The organism is Ralstonia sp. 25C (assembly GCF_051904805.1).
Classification (GTDB): domain Bacteria; phylum Pseudomonadota; class Gammaproteobacteria; order Burkholderiales; family Burkholderiaceae; genus Ralstonia.
Genome location: NZ_CP196738.1, coordinates 916,051 through 939,373 on the forward strand (window position 1 = coordinate 916,051; position 23,323 = coordinate 939,373).

Sequence of the window (23,323 nt, forward strand, 5' to 3'; positions counted from 1 at the left end):
TTCTGCGTGGCCGTTCCCGAAAGCTACGTTTCAGTGCGTACCCAAATCTGCGCTCGCTTTCTGGCATCTCTCTTTTTAGGCTCCTTGTTGATATTGGATCCCCACGAAAGCAAGTACACGCTTTGAGGTGGCCAAGCCCGGAACAAGGCGTACCTGTTTCTGCGAGGGTGATGCTGGGCGACAACGACGTCGGTCCAATGGGCGGCTCTGTCGTGAACGCAGGAATTCAAACTTTCATCGCTGAAACTCGCTATGGCAACGGACTTGCCACGGAGTCTGCGTTGACCCACGTGCTCCCCCGTACCTGTTTCTGCGGGCAAAAACCCTTATTGGCCAACGGCTTGCGAGGCGGCATAGCGGACTGAGCGTACCCGTTTCTGCGAGCGCGAACGCAGAAATGGGTATGCGCTCGCATAGCGTGTCTCGCAGAAACTGGTTCGCTTCCGTGTCATGGCGCCTTTTGCCAGCTTCGCAGAAACGGGTACGGGCTTGTGTGCCTCCGCCCGCAGAAATGGGTACAGGAGATCCCCCTTACGTCGGAAGCTCAAGCCCTTCAACTGTCAAGGCGATGCGTACCCATTTCTGCGCAGTCTGACGCAGAAACAGGTACGCAGATTGACCTAGAAGCCAGCTTGGGAGTGCGCTTACGCAGAAACGGGTACGGTTTCGTGCTGATTGCCCGTGTGCACAGATGCTGGAGCGCTCGGGGCATGGCTCGTGCAGGTGCTAGGCGTTTCGGGCATCATGCGCATCCCGCGCGCTGGCTTGGCGCTTGGCTCGCGCGTTTTCCATCATTCCATTCGCATGAACAGTATTTCGACCCGCACGCCCGTGGACACCGGAATCTTGCTAACAGTAACGTCGCCCCATGGTGGGCGTGCATCGGGGGGACTCGGTCCGGCAACGGGCCAGCCAGCGATGGCACTTCATAACAAGAGGAGACAAGCTGCATGACCTGGCTCACGCGTTTTTTCAAGCTGGAGGAACACCAGACCGATGTGCGTACCGAGGTGCTCGCCGGGCTGACGACGTTCCTGACGATGGCGTACATCATCTTCGTCAACCCGAACATCCTGGCCGATGCGGGCATGCCCCATGACGCGGTGTTCGTTGCCACCTGCATTGCGGCGGCCATCGGCACGATCATCATGGGGATGTACGCCAACTACCCGATCGCGATGGCGCCGGGCATGGGCCTCAACGCGTACTTCGCGTATGCGGTGGTCAAGGGCATGGGCTTTTCGTGGCAGGCGGCGCTGGGCGCGGTCTTTATCTCTGGGTGCCTGTTCCTGCTGGTGAGCGTGTTCCGCATCCGCGAGATGATCGTCAACGGGATCCCGCATTCGATCCGCGTGGCGATTACGGCGGGTATCGGGCTGTTCCTGGGCATCGTGTCGCTGCGCGGCGCGGGGCTGATTGTCGGCAACCCGGCGACGCTGGTGACGCTGGGCGATGTACACCAGCCCTCGGTCGTCCTGGCGGTGATCGGCTTCTTCCTGATCGTGGCGCTGGACCACCTGCGCGTGAAGGGCGCCATCCTGATCGGGATCCTGGCGGTGACGGCGGCGAGCTTCTTCGTTGCGGGCAACACCTTCCACGGCGTGGTATCGATGCCGCCGTCGCTGGCGCCTACCCTGCTGCAGCTCGACATCATGGGCGCGCTGTCGGTGGGCATCCTGAACGTGGTGCTGGTGTTCTTCCTGGTGGAGCTGTTTGATGCGACCGGCACGCTGATGGGCGTGGCCAACCGCGCGGGCCTGCTCAAGCAAGGCAAGATGGACCGGCTGAACAAGGCGCTGCTGGCCGACAGCACGGCCATCATGGCGGGCTCGCTGCTGGGCACGTCGTCGACCACGGCGTATATCGAAAGCGCGTCGGGCGTGCAGGCCGGCGGCCGCACGGGCCTGACTGCGCTGACGGTGGCCGCGCTCTTCCTGCTGTGCCTGTTCTTCTCACCGCTGGCGGGCGTGGTGCCGGCTTACGCGACGGCACCTGCGTTGCTGTATGTGTCTTGCCTGATGCTGCGCGAACTGGTCGACCTGAACTGGGAAGACACCACCGAAGCCGTGCCGGCCGTGCTGACGGCGCTGATGATGCCGTTCACGTATTCGATCGCCAACGGCGTCGCCTTCGGCTTCATCACGTATTCGGGTCTGAAGCTGTTCACGGGCCGCATGCGCGAGGTGCCGATCATCGTGTGGATTATCTCGGCGGTGTTCCTGTTCCGCTTCTTCTACCTCTCTGGCGGGCATTGAACGCCCGGCCCTGAACATGACGCGGACCTTCGGGTCCGCGTTTTCTTTGGCCGCACGGAAAAAGCGTACCTATTTCTGCGTGCGATTTTTGCGGCAAGCGTACCCGTTTCTGCGTGCTTTCGTCGACGATCTGGAGATGGGGCGTACCCAATTCTGCGGACAAAGTCAGCGGTAACTGTTCTACAGAACAGGGCAACCATTGGGCTCGACGGCACGCGCGAATGCCTACCGTACACGTGGTGCGTACCCGTTTCTGCGTGATGTGTGGAGGAATGTCAGGCGGACGGGGTGGCCAACGAGGTGGCCAACCTACGGGCCGCGTCGGCGATGCTGGCGGCCAGATCGGCCTCGCGTGCGCGCACGGCAACGGTGGGCAACGCGGCAAGACCCAGGGCATGCGCAATGTCCGCGGCAGGCTCTCCGGCGGCAAGGCGCTCATGCAGATGCGCTGTGCGCACGCCGCGCAATGAGGCACTGGCCAGACGCTCGGCGGCATCGGGCAGGCCCATGATGCGCGCGTATTCGGCGGCCTCGGCGAGCATGGCTTTGACGATCAGCAGCAGTTGCGAGCGGGAAACCAAGCCCTTGCGTTCGCCGAAATCGCGGCGCAGGGCGGGAGAATCAATGATGCTGCCATCTGCGCGTTGCGGCGAACGCTTGCGCACCGAGAGCAAAAGCGGCGTGGTTTCGCCCGGCAGCGGGAGCGGCGACAAGCCGAACGCGGTGCGGTACTCGCGCAAAGTACCCATCAGCGCATCACACGGGAGCCAACGCTGCGTGCGCCCCTCCCCCACACAGAGCAACCACACCGAGGTCGGCAGCGCGGTGTCCGTTGCATTGTCGGCCTTCGGTACGGCATGCAATGCCACGTCGCCCATGCGCGCACCGACGAGTTCCGACACGCGCAAACCGGCCTGCGTGAGCAGCACGGCAAGGAAGTGGTCGCGCGTCTGCCGCAAGCGGGCTTCGCGGCCCAACGCGACGCGCGCCTGCACGGCCTCGACCATCAATGCCATGTCGGCTGCGCTCAGTGCTGCTTCTGTATGTGTCGACAACGGTTGTGCGGCGCGCGTGGCCACGCTGACGGTGGGGACGGCGATGACGATCGCATCGTCGTCAAGAAACGGGTTCGTACGCAGATAACCCTGGCGCAGCAGCCAGCCGCACAGGTTGGCGGCGATGACGCTGCTCTGCCGCGCGGAACGTGCCGACAGCGGCCCGCGCAGCGGCGTCCAGTTGGCACCGTCACGTTCGATGCCGCGCACACTGATCGCCCAGCCGGGCGGGTCTTGCAAAAAGCGCAGGTAGGCGAGCGCATCTTCACGCTGCCAGGACGCAAGTGGCTTGGCGAACGTGCGCGCATACCAGCACACCCGCTCCGCTTCGACCCGGTATTGCGACAGTGTCGAAGCGCTGACCGCCCGGGTGCCGGACGCACGCGCGTCGAGCCACGCCTGCACGCGTTCGCGTTCGAGGGCGCAGGCCTCCCGATCGGCCTGGGAGGCGGCGTTGTCGGGTGGAGGCGCGGTATCTGCCGGGCGCGATTGGGACATGCGGAAAGCGTGAAGCTCGGGAAAAAACGGATCGCGCAAGTATAGCGAGACGCATTGGCGCGTCCCCGCATCCATGGTGTTTGCACAGCGATTCAACAGCTGCGGGCACGCAGCCTGCTCGACGGGTTGCGTCGCACACGCGTGTCGGAGGGACTCCGACATGACGATCGGGGCCGGATTGATCGGCGCGCCACCATGCGCGCGGCGGTCGTGGGCACGCGGATGTTGGCGACAACGTGCAGGGGTACGCGCATGTGCGGCCCCTTTCAAGATGCTTTCCTCCGAGGTGAAAGATGAAGAGTCAGATCAGGAAGATCGCTGCCGTGTTGGCATTGGGTTCATTGGGTGTGCTGGCGGCGTGCGGCGGCGGGAGCGACGACATTGGCCAGATCATTGGCACCAGCGCGCCGCAGTACCGCACGATGCATGTCAACCCGTTCATCGGCAACGTGGACTTCGGTGTCAATGGCACCGTCAAGATTGCCAATGTCGGCTTCAAGAACGTCAGCAACTATTTCGGCATCGATTCCGCGGCGAGTGTCGCCACCGTGTCCAACGCGGGTAGCACGTCGCCGCTGGCGTCGACTAACTTCAGTCCGGCCAATGGCCACCGCTATACCGGGTTGGCCATCGTGGGCGCCACGGGTTCGGCAACCAGCCTGGCGATCATCGATGACCCGTACAACAAGTCGATCCTCTCGGACAAGGCACGCGTGCGTACCTTCAACGCGTCGTACAACGCGCCCAATGTTGATGTGTACGTGACGGCGCCCAATGCGGACCTCTCCGCCGTATCACCCACCATGGGCGGGGCCGCTTACGGCAGCGCTTCGCCAGCCAGCACGCAGGATTCGATCTATGTGGACGGCGGCACCTACCAGGTCCGTGTGACAACAGCCGGCACCAAGACCGTTATCTTTACCTCGCAGCCGTTCAGCCTGGGCAATAACGCCGATTGGCTGATCACGACGTTGCCCGCCGGCGGCACGGGCGCGGTCACGCCAAATGCGATTCGCGTGCTGGTGGCCCAGGCCAATGGTGCGGCGCAGACCGCCACGGAACTCGCCTCGCAATAGCAACCCTAAGGCTTGGCCAATGCGGTGCCGGTGCGCCGCATTTTTTTGTCTATCGATGCCGGGAACGAAACCTGCTACAACATGGCGCGGCGCCTACATCTGTACGCCGGCCAACGCTGGCGCACGACGCGCCTAAGCGCGTGTAATCCTCGCGTGTCCTCTCTTGCGTAAGGAAGCCTCGACGTGTTCTGGATTGACGATCCCCTGACGGGAACACGCTTGCACGTCAGCGCAGCGGCACAGAACTGGGGTGTGCAGGCGGCGTCGTTGTGCGGTGACCGTGAGCGGTGGCTGGCCCACGTGCATCCTGACGACCACGCCGCGCTCCGTGCCGCGTGGGACGGCCTGGCGCGTGGGCGGGACTTTGTGCTCGAGTACCGCTGGATTGGTGCGGGCCAAGCCGAGCAGCGCGTGCGAGAGCGCGGCTGCCTGATTCCCGGGATTCAGGGTGCGCCCGCCCACGCCGTCGGCATGATCGAAGACGTGACACAACGCCAGCAGACGCTGGCCGCGCTCACCGAGTCGGAATTCCAGCTGCAATGGTTGACCGAAAGCGTGCCGTTTCCCCTGGTGCAGATCGACCCTGCCCACTGCGTACGCTTTGCAAACCATGCTTACGCGCAGCGCTTTGGCTTGCCGCTGGATGCCGTGCTGGGCCGACCGTTACGCGAATTGATGGGCGAGGCTGCCTACGCGCGCGTACTCACCCATCTGGACGAGGCCTTTGCTGGCCGGCGCGTCGATTTTGAGATGGAGTTGCCGTATCCACGCGGTATCGGCCTGCGCTTTGTCCACGCTGCTTACTCACCGCAACATGCGCCCGACGGGAGCGTGCAGGCCATCGTGTGCGTGGTGGAGGACATCACCGAGCGCAAGGACGCCGAGCGCGAACGCTTCCGGCACCAGCGCGAGTTCGTCACGCTGATCGAGAACGCGCCCGACGTCATCGCGCGCCTCGATCGCGACTTGCGCTGCGTCTATGTGAACCGCGCCGTGATCGACGCCTTTGGCGTAACACCCGCCGCCGTGATGGGGCATGCACTGGCCGCGTCACCGTTGCCGGCGGCAGTCACCGGGCCGTTGGATGCCGCTGCCCGGTTGGCCTTCAACACGGGCGCCGAGCAAACGCTCCACCTGCATCTCGAAGTGGGCGAGGGCCGCACGCGCGTGGCGCACTACAACGTGCGCGTGATTCCGGAAGCGGACCACACCGGCGCGATCGAGTCAGCGCTGCTCATCGTCTATGACGTGACCGAACGAACGGAGGCGGGGCGTGAGCGCGATGCGCTGCTGCGGCGCGAGCAAGCCGCGCGTGCACAGGCGGAGGCCGCCACACTCGCGCGTGATCAGTTTCTCGCGGTGGTGTCGCATGAACTGCGCTCGCCGCTCAATGGCATCCAAAACTGGACGTACGTGCTGGAGAGCCAGCTGGCGGAAGGCCCGCCCTTGGTGCAACGCGCGCTGGCCGGCATCAAGACCGGTGTGGACCAGCAGGTGCGGCTGATTGAAGATCTGCTCGACGCGACGCGCGTCATGAGCGGCAAGTTGCGCCTGACGCGCGCGCCGTTCGTGCTGCGCATGGCACTGGAGCGCGCGCTCAACAGCGTGCGCGCGCTGGCCGCCGAGCACGCCATCACGCTGCATACGTCCAGTGCGCTCGACATGCATGAGATCGACGGCGACGCCGATCGTATTGAGCAGATCGTCTGGAACCTGCTGACCAACGCCATCAAGTTCACGCCGCCGGGCGGCGATGTGTGGCTGTCTGCAGATCTGGTGGGTGAGGTCGCGCGGGTGGTGGTGCGCGATAACGGCCGGGGCATCGGGCCGGCATTCCAGCCGTATCTGTTCGATCCGTTTCGTCAGGCGGATGGCGCGCACACACGGCGCACCGGTGGCCTCGGGCTCGGGCTGGCGCTGGTCAAGCGGCTGACCGAACTGCACGGCGGCCGCGTCCATGCCCACAGTGATGGCGACCAGCAAGGCGCCACCTTCACCGTCTATCTGCCGCTGCGTGCCGGTGTGGAATTGACCCCGCCCTTGGCCGATGACCCTGCGCGTAGTGGGCCAATGCCGTCGCTGGCCGGCTTGCGCGTGTTGCTGGTGGATGATCAGCAGGACGCGCGCGACGCGCTGGCAACGCTGCTGACCCAGGTCGGTGCGCAGGTGGGCAGCGCCGGTTCCGGCCGCGAGGCCATGACGCAGCTCGATGCGTGGGGCGTGGAGGCCAGGCCGCAGGCATTGGTGTGCGACATCGCGCTGCCGGATGAAGATGGCTACGCGATCCTGCAGAGGATCCGCGGGTGGGAGCGCCGCCAATTGCCGGCGGGCGCCCCACCCATTGCGGCGGTCGCGCTGACCGCGTTTGCCCAGCCCGATGATCGTGCACGCGCACTGGCCAGTGGCTTTCAAGAGCACCTTGTGAAGCCGGTCTCCCCCTATGACTTGGTGCGCACCTTACGCAATCTGATCGTACGGTAGGCGCGCAAACGAGCGCTAAGGCATGACGCTTGCGCAGAGGACGGTGCACCACTTTCTCTGCCATGTCCGACCTGCCTTCACTCCGCCCGATTCCCCCAACGTCCGTCGACGAGGCTGCATCGCACGCCCCGCTGCTTGGTGGGATGCATCAGCCTGCATGGCGGCTGGCGGTTGTGCTGGTGGCGATCGGCGGCACGCTGGTGTTTCTGCAGTGGGCGCGCGTGTTCCTGGTGCCGTTCACCTTTGGCGTGGTGCTGGCGTTTGCGTTGAACCCGCTGGTGGTGCGCCTGCAGCGTTGGTACGTGCCGCGACCCTTGGCGGCCGCAGTAGTGGTGCTGGGCCTGTGGGTAGCCGGTGGTGCGCTGGCCTTCGGCATGCAGGATGGCGTGTCGGCCATGGCCGAGCGCATTCCAGTGGCGGCCGAGCGCATGGCCCAATCGGTTGATCGCTTGCGTGACCGATTGGGCGGCGCGTTCGAGAAGATGCGCAAGGTCACCACGGCCGTGGAACATGCCACCGATGGCGTACAGGGCAAGCCTCCCCCTCCGCCTGCCCGACGTGCTTCGCCAACGGCCCCCGGAGCGCCATCCGATTCCCCCTTGCTGCCGCTGCGCGAGTTTGTGTGGACCGGCTCGGCCAATCTATTCGCGTTGGCGGGCCAGTTGGTGGTGGTGTCGTTTCTCGTGTATTTCCTGCTCGCTTCGGGGCAGGCGCTCAAGCGCAAATGGGTGCGCGCGGTCGGTCGTACGTTGAGCGAGAAGAAGCGCGCGGTGCGCATGATGGCCGTGATCGGCACGCAGATCCAATACTCGCTGCTGGTGCTGTTCGCGACCAACATCGTGCTCGGCCTTGTGACGGCCGTGGCGTTTGTGTTGCTCGGCATGGAAGACGCGGCGGTGTGGGGCATGGCCACCGCCGTGCTGCATTTCGTGCCGTATCTCGGTTCAGTCGTGATTGCGGTGGCCAGCGGCATCGGCGCGTACCTGCAGATGGGGACGTGGTCGGATGCGCTTGTCGTGGCGGGCACGACGCTGCTGTTGGCCACGCTGATCGGCACCTTGCTCGTGACTTGGTTGCAGAGTCGTGCATCCAAGCTGGACCCCTGCGTGGTCTACATCGGGCTCTTACTGTGGGGTTGGTTGTGGGGCGTGTGGGGGCTGCTGCTGGGGACGTCTGTGACGGCGATGATCAAGGTCGTGTGCGACCACGTGGAACACCTGCGCCCGCTGGGCGCGCTGCTGGGTACGACGGACGCGCCCGCCGGCGTATCGCAACGGTTGTTCGATCGGCTGCGTGGTCGGCCGACGCGGCGCCCAGAACGGGTGCACCGGCATTGAGCTTTCGCTGAGCAGCAAGCGTTACAAGCGCCCATGTAACCGTTACGCGAAGCGTGCGGTGGCTGCATCGGCAAGGAAGTTATGCAAGCGACTGACAACGCAGATACGGCGTGCGTGTGATGCAGTCGTGCATCGCATTACACGCGCTGGGCACGTCAGTTGCGGCGGGCAGGTCATCCTCAGTTCGTCCGCAGGAGGGCGCCATGAATCCGCATCGAGGTGCCGTCGTCTGCGGTGCAGACCAGGGCGACGATCGCGACGCGACATCGGGCGGTGCCAAGCGCGTCAACGAGCGTGTCGATACCGTACTCGGCAAGCCGGAGACCGGCGCACCAAAGGCATCGGATCGGTTGCCACATGCGCGTGATGAACAGCTCGAAGACCAGCGTTCGGGGCCGCGCGCCGACATCGAGCAAGCCGCTCGCGATGTCGAAAGCGGCCAGCTCGATACCGATCTGCACAACACGCCCGGTGTAGAGCGCGTGGCGCGCGAACGGCATCCTGCCAACCAGGAAGACCGCGACCGGCAGATTGCCAACCGCAGCGCGGACGATCTTGCTGACAAGCGTGGTCAGGATGCGCGCCCCGCCCATCCGCGCAACGAACCGAAACGTTGAGCCCCTTTTTGAGCCCATCCCATGCGCATTGCCTATGTGACCGAGACCTGGCCGCCGGAGCTCAACGGTGTGTCCCTCACCGCCGCGCGCACGGTGGCGTTCCTGTGCGCGCGCGGCCATGACGTGATGCTTGTACGTCCGCGTCAGCAGGCCATTGATGGGGGCCAACCTGCCCTGACGGGCGACACCTTGCGTGTGCCCGGCGTGCCGATCCCACTGTATCCGGACCTGCGCATGGGGCTGCCCGCGCGCCGCCGGTTGCAACGCGCGTGGCAAACGCACGCGCCAGACCTCGTGCACGTCGCCACGGAAGGGCCGCTCGGCTGGTCTGCCATTCAGGCGGCGCGGCGGCTCGGTGTGCCGGTGACTTCAGACTTCCGCACCCGCTTTGATGAGTACGGCCGGCACTACGCATGGGATGGTGCAGCGACCCTGGTGCGTGCCTATCTGCGTGCATTTCACAACGGTACCGACCGTACCTTTGTGCCCACACGCGAGTTACGGCAGCAACTGCACGCATTCGGTTTTGAGCGCCTAAGCGTGAGCACGCGTGGGGTCGATGCCGATCGATTCGCACCCCGCTATCGCAGCGAAGCGCTGCGCGCGCAATGGGGCGTTCATGATGACGCGCCAGTCGTACTCACAGTGGGGCGCCTTGCCGTGGAGAAGAACCTGGACGTTGCACTCGCCGCGTTCGATGCCATCCGAGCACGTGTACCGAATGCGCGGTTGGTGATGGTGGGCGATGGTCCGCAGCGACAGGCGCTGCGGCGGCGTTGTCCCGACGCCGTATTTGCCGGCGTGCAGCATGGGGATGCACTGGCCGCGCACTACGCGTCGGCAGATGCCTTTCTGTTTCCCAGCCTGACTGAAACCTTCGGCAATGTCGTCGTGGAGGCGATGGCCAGTGGCCTGCCCGTAGTTGCGTTCGACACCGCGGCGGCTGGCATGCACGTACGCAATGGCGAGAACGGCTGCCTGTTGCCCGCCGGAGACACCGCCGCCTTCATGCAAGCTGCCACACAGCTCGCGGCGGATGCGGGATTGCGCGCGCGCCTGGGCCGCGCCGCGCGCGCGACCGCGCAAGCGCTCGACTGGCCACGCGTACTGGAAGGCTTTGAAGCGGCACTCCTGGCTGTGCACCACGCAGCCACCACCGGCGAGGCCTACCATGGCGACGCACGCCTGGCCTGACTGGAAGCGCTGGCGCGAGCGCGATCGGCAGCTTGCCGTCGCGCTCAACCACATTGCCGGCGATGCCTCGGTCATGCGTTTCTATCGTGGCGTCAGCCGTTTGGGCGACGGCATGCTGTGGTACGCGCTGATGGCTGCGCTGCCTGTGGTCGGTGGGGACACCGGTTGGGAGTGCGCCAAGCAAATGGGTCTGACGGGGCTGCTTTCGCTTGTCATCTACATCCTGCTCAAGCGCGGTGTGTGCCGGCCGCGGCCGTATCTGTCGTGTGAAGAAATCCATCTGTGCGGGCGCGTGCTCGACCAGTTCAGCTTTCCGTCGGGGCACACTTTGCACGCCGTGTCGTTCAGCATCGTCATGGCGGCGTACTACCCGCGCATGGCGTTGGCACTGGCGCCGTTCACGCTGATGGTGGCGCTGTCGCGCGTGATTCTCGGCCTGCATTACCCGAGCGACGTGCTGGCCGGTGCGGGGCTCGGCATGCTCATTGGCGGGTTGTCGGTGTGGCTGTTCTAGCGCCCTGGTGCGACGCTCAGTACGAGGTTTGCGGTTGGCTGGGGATTGTCGTTTCCGGCCCACCCATCCACGCTTGCGCCAGCACCTGTGCGAAACCGTTCTTGGTAACGGGTGTACGCGTTTCCAGGCACGTGGCAAGCAGTTCCTGCCAGTGGCGAATCACCTCGGGATAAGCGGCATCTGCGGGATGCAACCCCAGACGCAGCAAGGGAGCCTGCGCGTGCTGGTGCGCCAACCAACGCAGGTAATAACGCGACACCAACCGACGCGCGGGCGAGCGCACGCTGTAAGTCAGGCATGGCGCCTTGAGCGCGCGCCTCGGGTGCAGCAGGTAGAAGCGTTGCAGCGTGGTCGTATAACGCAGCGGCAAGCCATCCAGCGCTTGCCACGTGGCGGCATTCATCAGCCAGGCCGGGGCGACAAAGCCGTGCAGCGGCCAGCCGTTGGCGGCAAACCACGCCGCACCGGCGGTGATGCGCTGGCGTGCGGCCGCCAGCGGAATGGCCGAGAACTCGCCCTCGCCAGCGGTGTAGCGCGTGCGGATGAGCTGATCGACAAAGCCACCCGGCGGCTGGTCATCCAGATGCGCATAGCCGTGGAGCACGAGCTCATCGCTGTCGGCCAAGCACTCGGTCATGACACGGCAGAAGCGCTCGCTGTTGCGCGCCGTCGGGCCGCGGTAGAAGTTGGGAATGACCAGCAGCGATTTGGGTACCGGGCACACCTCGTCCAATGCGTTGAGCAACACCTTGCACGCGGGCCACGTGGCGGGCGTGACATCGTGCATGGCGACGACGAGGTAGCGCGACATGGTGCGAACTTATCGGTTGCGTGCAGCGCGCGGGCGCATGCGGGTGTCGTGGGTGCTTTCGACGGTCGTGGCAGCCTGCCGGCCAAGAAGCGCCAGGTAGCGGCGCAACAACTGCGGCAACACCACACGCCAGTCGTACTGCATGGCATGGCGGCGCGCGGCATGGGCCAGCGCCACCGGATCGCGTTGCCGCAGGGCGTGCAGCGCCAGCGCAAATTCGTCTGCGCGGCAATGCGGCACCGCATGGCCGACGTGGTCCTTCACCAGCTCGCCAAGTCCCCCGGCGGCGCACGTCACCACGGGTACGCCACTGGCCATGGCTTCCAGCGCAACCAAGCCGAAGGTTTCCTGGTCACCCGCATGAACGAACACATCGGCGCTGGCCATGGCGGCGGCCAGCTGTTGTGCATCACCTTCATACGGGAGCGCGCGCACGTGCTTGCCGCGCGGCGGTGTCGGGCCAGAGCCGATGGTGACGAGTGTGGTGCCATCGTTCAGTTTGTCGACGGCATCGCACAGTACGTGCAGGTTCTTTTCCGGTGCATAGCGGCCGACGTACAGCAGCACGCGTGCATCACGCGGCAGACCGAGCTGTTCGCGCCAGCGCAGCGAGCGCCGCGCCGGGTGGAACAGGCGCGTGTCCACGCCCAAGGGTTGCAGCTCGACACGCTGCACACCGAGGTCGGCCACCTTCTGCGCGATGTAGCGGCTGGGTACGAACACGGTATCGAAGTGCGGGTACAGCTTGCGCGCATAGGCCGCTGCGGCCAGCTCAGCGGGCGGCCCGCCCAGGCGGCGAAAAAATGCTGGCAGATCGGAGTGGCAGAACGCCGCCACGGGCACCTGCAAGCGCGCCCCCGCGTGCAATGCTGCCCACGACAGGCGATACGGATCGCCCGCTTCAATCAGGTCCGGCTGCAACGCACACAGCGCCTGTTCAGCCGGTCCGCTGCGCAACGGTATGCGATAGCCCTGCGACAACGGTAGCGGCACGCCCGGCACCACCGCGATCTCATTGGTGGCATCGTCGGCCGTGCCTGGCACCACCAGCGTGTGCCGCCAATGCGTCGAACGCAGAAAATCGTGCTTGGCCCGCAGATAGCGTTTGACGCCGCCGCTTTCCGCCGCCCAGAACATCGTCACGTCAGCCAGATGCAACGACGCGCTGGTGGCGTCGTTGGCGTGGTCGTGGATGGGGAGCTTGCGCAAGGCGGGTCCTTGTGGCGTGTGCTTACACCTGGCGCCGCATTTCTGCCGGCGCAATGCGCATCAGCCCGCGGTACTTGGCGACCGTGCGGCGCGCAACGATCACGCCTTGCTCGGCCAGCATCTTGGCGAGCGACACATCCGACAGCGGCGCATCGGCATCTTCGGCTTCGATCATCTCCTTGAGCAGCGCACGTACCGATGCGGCCGAGCACGCACCGCCCGTGTCCGTCGCCAACTGGCGCGAGAAGAAATACTTGAACTCGAAGATGCCGCGCGGCGTGGCCATGTACTTGTTGCCGGTCGCGCGCGAGATGGTGGACTCATGCAAGCCCAGCTCTTCGGCCACGTCGCGCAGCACCAGCGGCTTCATCGCCACCTCGCCGTATTCCAGAAAGTGCTTCTGATGCGCGACGATGGCCTCGGCCACACGCTGGATGGTGGCAAAGCGCTGCTGCGCGTTGCGGATCAGCCAGCGTGCTTCTTGCAGCTGATGCGCCAGCGGCGTGCGGTGGTGTCCGCGCGTCTGCGCAAACAACTCTGCGTAGACCTTGTTGATGCGCGCGCACGGCGCCACGGCCGGGTTCGTCACCGCCACCCACTTGCCCTTGATCTTGGCGACGATCACATCGGGCACGATGTAGCCCGCATGCGCTTGCGAGAAACGCAGCCCGGGGCGCGGGTCCAGCATGCGGATCAGCGCGCACGCATCGCGCAGTTCGTCTTCGGTACAGCCGAGTGCGCGGCGCATCTGCGTGAACTCGCGCTTGGCCAGCCGCGGCAAATGGCTGCGCACGATGTCGTGGGCGATTTCCTGGATGCGCTCTTCGGCTTCGGTGTCAGCCGGGCGCGCTTCGATCTGCAAGCGCAGGCATTCCGACAGGTCGCGCGCGGCCACGCCCGGCGGGTCCAGGCTTTGCACCAGCGCCAGCGCGATCTGCATTTCCTTTTCGGTCGGCGCGGGTTCCACCGGGGCCAACGGCATCAACTCGGTCAGCAATTGGCGCAGGTAGCCGTCATCGTCCAGCGCTTCAATCACGGTCTGTGCCAGCAGGCAATCGCGGTCCGATAACCGGTAGCTGCGCAACTCCTGATGCAGGTGCTCGCGCAGGCTCGGCATGGCGTGCACCCATTCGCCGATGTCGCTGTCTTCACCATCGCCGTGGTGGGTGCCACCGTGGCTGTAGTAGGTGCCGAAGTCAGCCGGAAATTCTTCCGATGCGGCGAGCGTTGCGTCGGTTTCAATGGCGCTGGTGGTGGTTTCCAGCGGAGCCTCGTCGATGGGCGTGTGATCTGCGCTCGCGCCATCCAGGTCGGTCGAAGCGGGCACCTCGCCCACGCGCGCCGTCTCGGCTTGCGTGCCTTCTTGTTCGACCTCTTCCAGGAACGGGTTGCTGGCGAGCGCTTCTTGCATTTCCTGCGCAAATTCGGTTGCGGACAACTGCAGCAGCTTCACCGACTGCTGCAGCCGCGGCGTGAGCGCGAGATGCTGCTTCGCACGCAATTCGAGAGCGGCCTTGACCATTCGCCTTGCCTCCTTGGGTGAGTGGGCGTCGACGCTTGCGTCGACATGTCCACCGAGCAATGCAAAGCGTGTGCCATGTCAGCAAAGCCAGCTACGGCAAGGCTTTACGGGCGGCTGGCACGGCGTTTCTACACGGTCATGTCGTTTTTTATACGCGTCGTGTTGCCGGCACATGACAGTGCAGCGCACGGGTGCGCGCTGCAGTGCGGTATCGATGCGCGAGATCGGAAGAAGCAGGAAGAAGGAGGAAGGTGGCATCGCAGGTACATGCGTTGCTGCGGATGCGTGCATGGAAGACGCGTTGCGGCGCGCTTTCATGGCGCGCAGTTGTTCACCATCGCACCATTCATCCACGGAGAAACCACCATGCGAACACGTTTCCTGACCGTTGCGCTTGCCAGCGCGCTTCTCAGCCTCGGCATGAGCACGGCCATGGCGCAGACAACCACCGCCCCGCTCGATAACCAGGAGTCCAGCAACCCGACCAAGGCTCCAGGCAAGCGCACGGACCCGCCGTCTTCCACGGCAGACCGCACGGCCAATACGCCCATGGCAGGCAGCGAGGCTACACCGGCCGCAGGCGGGAGCGATACCGACAAGCCGATACACAAGAACAAGAAGCCACGCCACCACAAGCAGGCGAAGCCGCCGGGCGGGAGCAACAGTGCGGGCGATATGTCGCATTCCGGCGTGCAACATGGCGGCAACGATGCAGCAACCACCACCGGCAATTCACAGCCGGGTTCGTCCAAGTCGGGTCAATAACGCGGGAGGGTTGCCATGACGATGTCGCACACCCGAGTCCTATCAACGGGGCCGCGCACGCGGGCGGAAACCGAGCCCGCGCCGCGTCAACGTGCCCCCGCACCACACGAGCGCCGCCACCACGAGCATCCGGGCGAGCGCACACAAGCGCATCCGCGCTAGAACGTCAGCGCGGACGCATTGTGTTGGGAAGGCCTGAGCGTACTGAGAGTCTTCAGGCCGCCATGCTGGCGGCCGCGTTGCTCTGGTAGAGGTCGAGGCGGTTGTAGAGCGTCTTCAGGCTCACGCCGAGGGTCTTGGCAGTCTGGCGCTTGTCACCGTGGAAGTGCTCCAGCGTGGCGAGAATCATCGCGCGCTGTGCATCGGCCAGCGTCACGCCCACCGACAGGTTCAGCACGCCTTCCTTCACGGTCGGGCCGCCCGGTCGTCCGGGGCCACGTGTGGGCGACATCGGGTTGTCCAGTTCCACCGTCTTCTCGCCGAGGATGTAGCCACGCTGCACGGCATTGCGCAGTTCGCGCACATTGCCGGGCCATGCGTGGTTGCGTAGCGTAGCGAGCGCGGTGCGCGAGAACACCTTGTCGGTCTGGTGCGCCGCGTTGAATTGCGCGAGAAAGTGCTGGGCCAGTTCTTCGATGTCGTCGTCACGCTCGCGCAGGGGCGGCACATGCAGGGGCACCACGGCCAGGCGGTACATCAGGTCTTCGCGGAAGGCGCCGTCGGCCACCGCTTCCATCAGGTTGCGGTTGGTGGCCGCGATGATGCGCGCGCGGGTCTGGATCGGCTCGGTGCCGCCCACACGCATGAACACGCCAGTCTCCAGCACGCGCAGCAGCTTGACCTGCATCTCGGCCGGCATCTCGGTAATTTCATCAAGGAAGATCGTGCCGCCGCTGGCGTGCTCGAAGTAGCCCGTATGCCGCTGGCCCGCTCCGGTAAAGCTGCCCTTTTCGTGGCCGAAGAGTTCCGACTCGATCAGGTTGGGCGAGATGGCGCCGCAGTTCACGGCAATGAAGGCCTGGTCCGCGCGTGGGCTCATGTCGTGCACGGTTCGCGCGATCAGCTCCTTGCCGGTGCCCGACTCCCCCATGATCAACACGGTGGCCAGCGTGCCCGAGACCTTGCCGATCTGGTGGTATAGCGCACGCATCACCGGCGAACGGCCATAGAGGTGGCCGAAGTCCGGCTGTGCGACGGTGATTGGGGTTTGGGGTGCCGCGCTGGCGGCAGGCTGGTTGGCGGAGGCGTCGGCGAATTCGGTGTCAGCGAATTCGGCGTCGTCGGCCAGGCTCGGGGGGCAGGGCAGCCGCCCGGTGGTCAATGCGCGCTCGTCTGCGAAGGCTTCGCTCAAGGACATGGCTCCCTCGTGTTCAGTCACGACGGGATGTCTGGGCGCGGAGCCCTCCGCTCAGCGGTACGGGCTCCTGAAGGCTTGGCGCGTCGTCATCCCGTCACATTGTGTTGAAAAGTTGAGCCATTATCGGGGCCGTGCGCGCGCGTTGTATGTCGGGCAGGCGCTGACGTTTCGGCCATCCTGTCGGCCAAACGCTGACAAGAATCGGGCCTGAGACGCTTGCGGGGCGCAGATTTCACATCGATATGCGCCGGCCAGGCGGCGTACCGTGTCCATTTGCCCTCGCGGGTGGCGAAGCGTTGGTCGTCTCAACTATGCTGAGGACACCCCGCTCGCCATGGCCCTGCCGCCTGAGTGATGCATCCGATGCTTTTCTTGCACGGGTCGATGTAAAAATTACCGATCTCCGTGTCGGCAAGAGGGCAACAGGGCGGGCTTGCGCTATGCGATTGCCGGCTTGTATTCGTTGGAATACTTTTTGCACCTGCCGCCCGCTTGGACCCCATGGCGACATATGGCGCCATGGGCCCGAGATTGATCGCCGGCCACGGCCGGCTCATCCAACCACATCGAGATGCCACATATCCTGATTGTCGAAGACGATGCCAACGCACGCGCCGCCCTGGGCGAGCTGGTCGGTGCCGAAGGCTTCACCACCGCGCTGGCCGGGTCGCTGCGCGATGCGCGCATTCAGATGTCGCGTCACAGCCCCGATGCCGTGTTGATCGACCTGCTGCTGCCCGACGGCAACGGCATGGACTTGATGGAGGACATCGCGCCGCATTCCGGCACTGAAATCATCGTCATGACCGGCCACGCCAGCGTGGAGACCGCCGTGGAGGCCCTGCGCATGGGCGCGGCGGATTACCTCGTCAAGCCGGTCAACTTCCAGCGGCTGAAGTCGGTGCTGGCGCGCATTCCGCGCCCGGGCGATCTGAAGGCCGAAATCGGCAGCCTGCGTGGCGAGTTGCGCCGCCTTGGCCTGTTCGGGCAGATGCTCGGCAACTCGCAGCCCATGCAGACGCTGTACGACCAGGTCAGCCGCGTGGCGCCCACCGAGGCGACTGTGCTGCTGATCGGGGAATCCGGCACCGGCAAGGAACTGGCCGCGCAGACCATCCACGATCTGAGCCTGCGCCGCAAGCAACCGTTCCTGCCGGTCAACTGCGGCGCCATTTCGCCCAACCTGATCGAATCGGAAATGTTCGGCCACGAGCGCGGCAGCTTTACCGGCGCCGACCGCCAGCACAAGGGCTACTTCGAACGCGCGAATGGCGGCACGCTGTTCCTCGATGAAATTACCGAGATGCCGATCGAGCTGCAGGTGAAGCTGCTGCGCGTGCTGGAGACCGGCGTGTTCATGCGCGTGGGTACCAACCGCGAGATCGACTCCGATGTGCGCGTGATTGCCGCCACCAACCGTGACCCCGAAGAGGCCGTCGCCGACGGCAAGCTGCGGGCGGACCTGTATCACCGCTTGAATGTGTTTCCGCTGCAATTGCCGCCCCTGCGCGAGCGCGGCAAGGATATCGAGTTGCTGGCGCAGCATTTTCTCGACCAGCTCAACGCGCAGAACAACACCAAGAAGGCCTTCCTGCCGCCCGCCATGGAAACACTGCGCGCCTACAACTGGCCCGGCAACGTGCGCGAACTGCGCAACTATGTGCAGCGCGCGTACATCCTGTCTGACGACGCCGGTATCGACACGGCCAATGTGCCGCTGCAGGTATCGAGCACGCAGACCACCTCGAGCTCGTCGCTGACGATTCCGGTCGGCACCTCCCTCGCCAGCGCCGACAAGAAGATCATCCTGGCCACGCTGGAACAATGTGGTGGCGTGAAGAAACGCGCCGCAGAACTGCTCGGCATCAGCCTGAAGACGCTGTACAACCGCCTTGAGGAATACAACAGCGATGGCGGCGGTGACGACGACGCCGGCTCGGGCCGCGCGCATACCACCGAGGCATAGGCACGTAGGCACATCGGCGGTACACGACCTGATGCGGTACGCCGCTTGCTGACCGTGAGGGAACCGCCTCACGGCGGCAAGCTCACCCTACCGCACAGGAGGTTGCCATGCTGCGCTATGCAGTCATCTTTTTCATCATTGCCGTAATTGCGGCGGTGCTCGGCTTCGGCGGGATTGCCGCAGGCGCCGCGAGCATTGCCAAGATTCTGTTCATGATCTTCGTGGTGTTGTTTGTCGTCAGCCTCATCTGGGGCCTGGTGGCGGGGCGAGGATGACGTCGCTCGTTCTCGTTTTTTCCCGATGCCCCCACACCCCCACGCCCTTTTCACTCCACAGGAGCGCTAGCCGATGGAACCGTCGCAAACCAACCCGTTCCCGAAATCCGATGGCAACGGCAACCTGATCCGCGATGACGTGGCGCAAGCGGCCCAACGCGCGAAGGCGACCGCCGCCCAGGCCATCGACCGCACCGCCGACGCGGCTGCCACCGCACTCGACGAGGCCGCCGCCAAGCGCGACCAATGGCGTGCATCGCAGCAGCAGTTCATGGCGGACGCCGTGGACTGCGCGCGCACGCACCCGCTGGCCACCATTGGTCTGGCGTTCGGCGCCGGCTTTCTGCTGAGCCGCTTGCTGGGTGGCCGCAGCGATTAAGCGCTAGGGTCTGTTTACATCCGAAACGCGTGCACGTTGGCCCGAGCGGGGGCCAGATGCGCGAAGGACGCCGACGCAAAGGGTCATTCCCTTTGCAAGGTGTGGCGACAAAGCAGATGGCCCCCGCTCGGGCCAACCCTTCGGGCGAGAGGCAGATGGGCCGCATGGCGTCGTTGCGGCCGGCTTGCTTAGCTGGCTAAGCGGCGCCGTCCGCGCCTAGCCCTGCGACCCATCTGCCCCTCGCGTGCACGCGTTTCGGATGTAAACAGACCCTGGGTTGCGCCTGCCCGCCAGGCTGGCTACGCTCGAAGGCGGCGCGGGCGCTCTATTGCTGTTGCCCGCGCCCGCTTCTTCAAGGGAACCCCATGCGCCTGGCCGCTTTCCTGATCAACCGAGACGTGCTCAAGCGCGCCGCCCAGGTGCTGATGGGCGCCGTGCGGCAGTGGTCTGTGCACCGCGCGGCCAGCAAAGGGGCCGCGCTGTCGTTCTACACACTGTTTTCGATGGCGCCAGTGCTGGTGCTGGTGATTTCCATCGCCGGGCTCTTCTTTGGCGAGCAAGCCGCGCGCGGCGAAATCTTCGGACAGATCGAGGGATTGGTCGGCGCGCAGGGCGCGGCTGCGGTGGAAACCGTGCTGGCCGCCACCAAGCGGTCTGGCCATGGCTTGTTTGCTGCGGCCACGGCGGTGGTGCTGCTGGTGGTAGGCGCCACCACGGCGTTCTCTGAACTTAAAGACAGCCTGGATGAACTCTGGGACGTGCCACCGCGTCAGCAGCCGGGTTTGTGGGGGCTGCTGCGCTCACGCCTGCTGTCGTTCAGCTTGATCCTGGTGCTGGCGTTTTTGCTGCTGGTGTCGCTCATCATCAACGCGGCGCTGGCGGTGGTGGAACGCTTCTGGGGCGCGCTGTGGGCGGGGGCCGGGTTCTTTGCGCCGGTGGCCGAGGCTATCTCGTCGGCGTTTTCCTTTGCCGTGGTGGCGCTGCTGTTTGGCACCATTTTCAAGATGCTGCCCGAGACGCGCGTGGCCTGGCGCGATGTTGCGTTGGGAGCCGCCGTGACAGCGCTGCTGTTTTCCTTGGGCAAGCGATTGATCGGCCTGTATCTGGGCAGCAGCGCCGTCGCGTCGTCGTATGGCGCGGCCGGCTCAGTGGTGGCGCTGATGCTGTGGATCTACTACTCCGCGCAGATCTTCTTCTTCGGTGCGCTTGTCACGCGCCAGTACGCGCTGCTGTTCGGCAGCCGCCAGAACGAAGCCGCAGGGCCAGCCGCGCAGGCGGCCCTGCTGAACCCGGCCTTGGCGGCCAACGCAGCCCAGGGCACTCGCCAGGGCCGCTAGCCATGGCTTCAATTTGGCTTAGTCCCGCGTCAACTGTTCCAGCAGCATCCCGGCCACAAAGGCCAGCCCGATAGTCAGCACGGGGTGCTGACGCACCGAGCCGCTGGCCTGCTCCGACACGTTCGCGTGCAAGGTTTTGAGCTGTTCTGTGCGCCGGTCAAACTGGGTGAGCGCGGTGGAAATGACGCTGGCCAGACGGTCAATGCCCTCGGCGGTGGCATCCTTCACGCGCTGGGCGGTGTGATCGATCTGCGGATGCAGCGTGGTGACGGTCGCGCCGTTGGCGCCATTTGTGCCGTTATTGGTGGGCGGCTTGGGGGTCAGTTCAGTCATGCGGGCCTCCGTGGATGAGGTAAGCATCGCCCACTGACAAGCAACCGCCATGCCCCACCGCACGCCGCCCATCCCGCCCAAAAGAAAAGGGCCACGACTGTGGCCCTCGACACGGTGAGGAACGATCCGACTAGCCAACCGTCACCACGGTTTTGCGCGCTGCCCAGATTTCCGCTTGCAGGGCGAGTGCAGCGAGTGCCTGCAGGCTGTCCTGCGGCAGGGCTTTGATCCGTTTGCGGCGGTCGGCGGCACGCTGCTGACGCGCCGCACGCACGCTTTCCGCATCCAGTTGCCACGCCTTGCGGGTGGTTTCCAGAATGCGTTGCACCGCGGGATCGACAGGGGTTCGACTACGCACGATTTACACTCCTTGCTTCTTTACTTCTTTCCACATCGATTGCACCGGACATCGGTGCCTTCACGACGGCCTCCACAATACGGGAGCTTCATGACAACTTCGATAACACCGTTTCCGAAAGGGTTGTCGGAGCATTCCGACATGGGTTGGTCTCCCCCATCCGGGCGACGGTTCCTAGGGAGTTTCCCCTGCTTGCGGGTCGGGTCAGTTGATCCTAAGCAAGGACGCCGATCGCGTACAATCTCGGCTGCCCTGGGTTGACAGCCCGTTCGGGCGCCCCTTAGGCCGTCAGGATGACCCCGCCGGCCCGCGCACACGGCCTGTGCGCATCCATCCGCATTGTTCACCCTCCCTTTCGGTTTTTGCCCGTGAGTACGCTGCAACAGGAGATCCGGCGCCGCCGGACGTTCGCCATCATTGCCCACCCGGATGCGGGTAAGACCACCCTCACGGAAAAACTGCTGTGGTTCGGCGGCGCCATCCAGATGGCCGGCGCCGTGCGCGCACGCAAGGCCAACCGCCATGCCACCTCCGACTGGATGGAGATGGAAAAGCAGCGCGGCATCTCGGTCACGTCCTCCGTGATGCAGTTTCCGTACCAGAACGAGGGCGGCGACTACATCGTCAACCTGCTCGACACCCCCGGCCACGAAGACTTCTCGGAAGACACGTACCGCACGCTCACCGCGGTCGACTCCGCCGTGATGGTGATCGACTCCGTGAACGGCGTGGAAGCGCAGACCATCAAGCTGCTCAACGTCTGCCGCCTGCGCAGCACACCCATCCTCACGTTCATCAACAAGCTCGACCGCGAGGGCCGCGCGCCCATCGAGCTGCTCGACGAAATCGAAAGCGTGCTGCAGATCCAGTGCGCGCCGATGACGTGGCCGATCGGCATGGGCAAATCGTTCAAGGGCGTGTATCACCTCGTGAACGACACGGTGCAGCTGTTCGATCCGAACGCCGACAGCGAGAAAGGTGCGACCGCCGGCCTGATCCAAGGTCTCGACAACCCCGAGCTGGACCGCGTGCTTGGCTCGCAGGCAGAAGAACTGCGCATCGACATCGAACTCGTGCGCGGTGCCTCGCACACGTTCGACAAAGAGGCGTTCCTGGCCGGCAAGCAGTGTCCGGTGTACTTCGGCTCGGCGGTGAACAACTTCGGTGTGCAGTCGCTGCTCGACGCGCTGGTTGATCAATCGCCAGAGCCGCTGGCGCGCCCGACCGAGACGCGTGAAGTCAAGCCGCTGGAAGAGAAGTTCACCGGCTTCGTCTTCAAGATCCAGGCCAACATGGACCCGAAGCACCGTGACCGCATCGCCTTTGTGCGTGTGTGCTCGGGCCGCTTCGAGCGCGGCATGAAGCTGCTGCAGGTGTCGACCGGCAAGACGGTCGCCATCAACAACGCCATCACCTTCATGGCGCAGGACCGCAACACCACGGAAGAGGCGTTTGCCGGCGACATTATCGGCGTGCCCAACCACGGCACGATCCGCCTGGGCGACGCGTTTACCGAAGGCGAGTCCCTCAAGTTCACGGGCATCCCGTCGTTTGCGCCGGAATTTTTCCGCCGCGCGCGCCTGAACAACCCGCTGCGTCTCAAGCAGTTGCAGAAGGGGCTGCAGCAACTGGCCGAAGAAGGCGCTACGCAGGTGTTCCGCCCCATTGCATCGAATGATCTCGTGCTGGGCGCGGTGGGTATCCTGCAGTTCGACGTGGTCGCGCACCGGCTGGAGCACGAATACGGCGTCGATGCGATTTTCGAACCGCACGAATGCGCCACCGCTCGCTGGCTCAAGGGCAAGCCGGAAGACATCGACAAGCTGATCGACAAGGCCGGCCACAACGTGGCGCTCGATGGCGCCGGTGACTACGTCTACCTGGCGCCGAGCAACGTGAACCTACGGTTGACGCAGGAGCGCTTTCCGGACATCCAGTTCATGGAAACACGGGAAATCGTCTGATCGTCTGAGAGCGATGGACA

20 protein-coding genes are annotated in these 23,323 nt (G+C 64.9%); 13 read left to right on the forward strand and 7 right to left on the reverse strand.

Features of this window, described 5'->3' with window-relative positions:
- The first annotated feature begins 950 nt into the window (after window positions 1-950).
- A complete protein-coding gene (locus ACS7SF_RS22530) occupies window positions 951-2,255 on the forward strand; it encodes an NCS2 family permease (RefSeq protein WP_426399415.1) in 1,305 nt (434 codons plus the stop codon).
- A gap of 275 nt (window positions 2,256-2,530) precedes the next feature.
- Here ACS7SF_RS22530 and ACS7SF_RS22535 read toward each other — a convergent pair whose 3' ends face one another.
- Entirely contained in the window at window positions 2,531-3,808 is a 1,278-nt protein-coding gene (locus tag ACS7SF_RS22535; RefSeq protein WP_439894341.1) for an integrase, read from the reverse strand.
- A 293-nt stretch (window positions 3,809-4,101) separates the two neighbouring features.
- Here ACS7SF_RS22535 and ACS7SF_RS22540 point away from each other — a divergent pair, with 293 nt between their 5' ends.
- The 6 genes from ACS7SF_RS22540 (at window position 4,102) to ACS7SF_RS22565 (ending at window position 11,027) form a co-directional block, all read left to right on the forward strand.
- On the forward strand, window positions 4,102-4,884 hold the full coding sequence (locus ACS7SF_RS22540) for a DUF4397 domain-containing protein (protein ID WP_439894342.1): 783 nt from the start codon (window positions 4,102-4,104) through the stop codon (window positions 4,882-4,884).
- A 183-nt stretch (window positions 4,885-5,067) separates the two neighbouring features.
- The gene (locus ACS7SF_RS22545) at window positions 5,068-7,365 is read left to right on the forward strand and encodes a PAS domain-containing protein (protein ID WP_439894343.1); all 2,298 of its coding nucleotides are present in this window, start codon (window positions 5,068-5,070) and stop codon (window positions 7,363-7,365) included.
- Window positions 7,366-7,427: 62 nt separating this feature from the next.
- Window positions 7,428-8,702 carry an AI-2E family transporter gene (locus tag ACS7SF_RS22550; protein ID WP_439894344.1) on the forward strand — a complete coding sequence of 425 codons (1,275 nt, stop codon included), beginning with the start codon at window positions 7,428-7,430 and terminating at the stop codon, window positions 8,700-8,702.
- A 203-nt stretch (window positions 8,703-8,905) separates the two neighbouring features.
- Window positions 8,906-9,319, forward strand: a complete 414-nt coding sequence (locus tag ACS7SF_RS22555) for a hypothetical protein (protein WP_439894345.1) — start codon at window positions 8,906-8,908, stop codon at window positions 9,317-9,319.
- Window positions 9,320-9,340: 21 nt separating this feature from the next.
- Entirely contained in the window at window positions 9,341-10,513 is a 1,173-nt protein-coding gene (locus tag ACS7SF_RS22560) for a glycosyltransferase family 4 protein (RefSeq protein WP_439894346.1), read from the forward strand.
- Window positions 10,491-11,027 (forward strand): phosphatase PAP2 family protein, encoded by a 537-nt coding sequence (locus ACS7SF_RS22565; protein ID WP_439894347.1) that lies wholly within the window; start codon window positions 10,491-10,493, stop codon window positions 11,025-11,027. Before ACS7SF_RS22560 ends, ACS7SF_RS22565 begins: the two co-directional genes overlap by 23 nt.
- A 16-nt stretch (window positions 11,028-11,043) precedes the next feature.
- Here the strand turns inward: ACS7SF_RS22565 and ACS7SF_RS22570 are convergent, their stop codons facing one another.
- The 3 genes from ACS7SF_RS22570 to ACS7SF_RS22580 all read right to left on the reverse strand — a co-directional run bounded on the left by ACS7SF_RS22570 (window position 11,044) and on the right by ACS7SF_RS22580 (window position 14,569).
- The gene (locus tag ACS7SF_RS22570; RefSeq protein WP_439894348.1) at window positions 11,044-11,838 is read right to left on the reverse strand and encodes a DUF2334 domain-containing protein; all 795 of its coding nucleotides are present in this window, start codon (window positions 11,836-11,838) and stop codon (window positions 11,044-11,046) included.
- Window positions 11,839-11,847: 9 nt separating this feature from the next.
- On the reverse strand, window positions 11,848-12,975 hold the full coding sequence (locus ACS7SF_RS22575; RefSeq protein ID WP_439894456.1) for a glycosyltransferase: 1,128 nt from the start codon (window positions 12,973-12,975) through the stop codon (window positions 11,848-11,850).
- Between the two features lie 94 nt (window positions 12,976-13,069).
- Complete coding sequence (locus ACS7SF_RS22580; protein WP_439894349.1) at window positions 13,070-14,569, reverse strand: RNA polymerase factor sigma-54; 1,500 nt, start codon at window positions 14,567-14,569, stop codon at window positions 13,070-13,072.
- Between the two features lie 366 nt (window positions 14,570-14,935).
- Between ACS7SF_RS22580 and ACS7SF_RS22585 the strand changes: the two genes are divergently transcribed.
- Window positions 14,936-15,334 carry a hypothetical protein gene (locus ACS7SF_RS22585; RefSeq protein ID WP_439894350.1) on the forward strand — a complete coding sequence of 133 codons (399 nt, stop codon included), beginning with the start codon at window positions 14,936-14,938 and terminating at the stop codon, window positions 15,332-15,334.
- 214 nt (window positions 15,335-15,548) lie between these two features.
- On the opposite strand, the gene ACS7SF_RS22590 is transcribed toward ACS7SF_RS22585, so the two are convergent.
- A complete protein-coding gene (locus tag ACS7SF_RS22590; RefSeq protein ID WP_439894351.1) occupies window positions 15,549-16,691 on the reverse strand; it encodes a sigma-54 interaction domain-containing protein in 1,143 nt (380 codons plus the stop codon).
- A 571-nt stretch (window positions 16,692-17,262) separates the two neighbouring features.
- On the opposite strand from ACS7SF_RS22590, the gene ACS7SF_RS22595 reads away from it, so the two are divergent.
- From ACS7SF_RS22595 to ACS7SF_RS22610, 4 genes are all read left to right on the forward strand, one after another.
- Window positions 17,263-18,657 (forward strand): sigma-54-dependent transcriptional regulator, encoded by a 1,395-nt coding sequence (locus ACS7SF_RS22595; protein WP_439894352.1) that lies wholly within the window; start codon window positions 17,263-17,265, stop codon window positions 18,655-18,657.
- 107 nt (window positions 18,658-18,764) lie between these two features.
- Window positions 18,765-18,932 carry a DUF1328 domain-containing protein gene (locus tag ACS7SF_RS22600; protein ID WP_426399401.1) on the forward strand — a complete coding sequence of 56 codons (168 nt, stop codon included), beginning with the start codon at window positions 18,765-18,767 and terminating at the stop codon, window positions 18,930-18,932.
- Window positions 18,933-19,005: 73 nt separating this feature from the next.
- Entirely contained in the window at window positions 19,006-19,311 is a 306-nt protein-coding gene (locus ACS7SF_RS22605) for a hypothetical protein (RefSeq protein WP_439894353.1), read from the forward strand.
- A gap of 365 nt (window positions 19,312-19,676) precedes the next feature.
- Window positions 19,677-20,648, forward strand: a complete 972-nt coding sequence (locus ACS7SF_RS22610) for a YihY/virulence factor BrkB family protein (protein WP_439894354.1) — start codon at window positions 19,677-19,679, stop codon at window positions 20,646-20,648.
- A gap of 18 nt (window positions 20,649-20,666) precedes the next feature.
- On the opposite strand, the gene ACS7SF_RS22615 is transcribed toward ACS7SF_RS22610, so the two are convergent.
- Entirely contained in the window at window positions 20,667-20,981 is a 315-nt protein-coding gene (locus tag ACS7SF_RS22615; RefSeq protein WP_439894355.1) for a hypothetical protein, read from the reverse strand.
- Window positions 20,982-21,111: 130 nt separating this feature from the next.
- Window positions 21,112-21,339, reverse strand: a complete 228-nt coding sequence (locus ACS7SF_RS22620) for a hypothetical protein (protein ID WP_426399397.1) — start codon at window positions 21,337-21,339, stop codon at window positions 21,112-21,114.
- A 368-nt stretch (window positions 21,340-21,707) separates the two neighbouring features.
- On the opposite strand from ACS7SF_RS22620, the gene ACS7SF_RS22625 reads away from it, so the two are divergent.
- On the forward strand, window positions 21,708-23,303 hold the full coding sequence (locus tag ACS7SF_RS22625; RefSeq protein ID WP_439894356.1) for a peptide chain release factor 3: 1,596 nt from the start codon (window positions 21,708-21,710) through the stop codon (window positions 23,301-23,303).
- Window positions 23,304-23,323 lie beyond the last annotated feature (20 nt).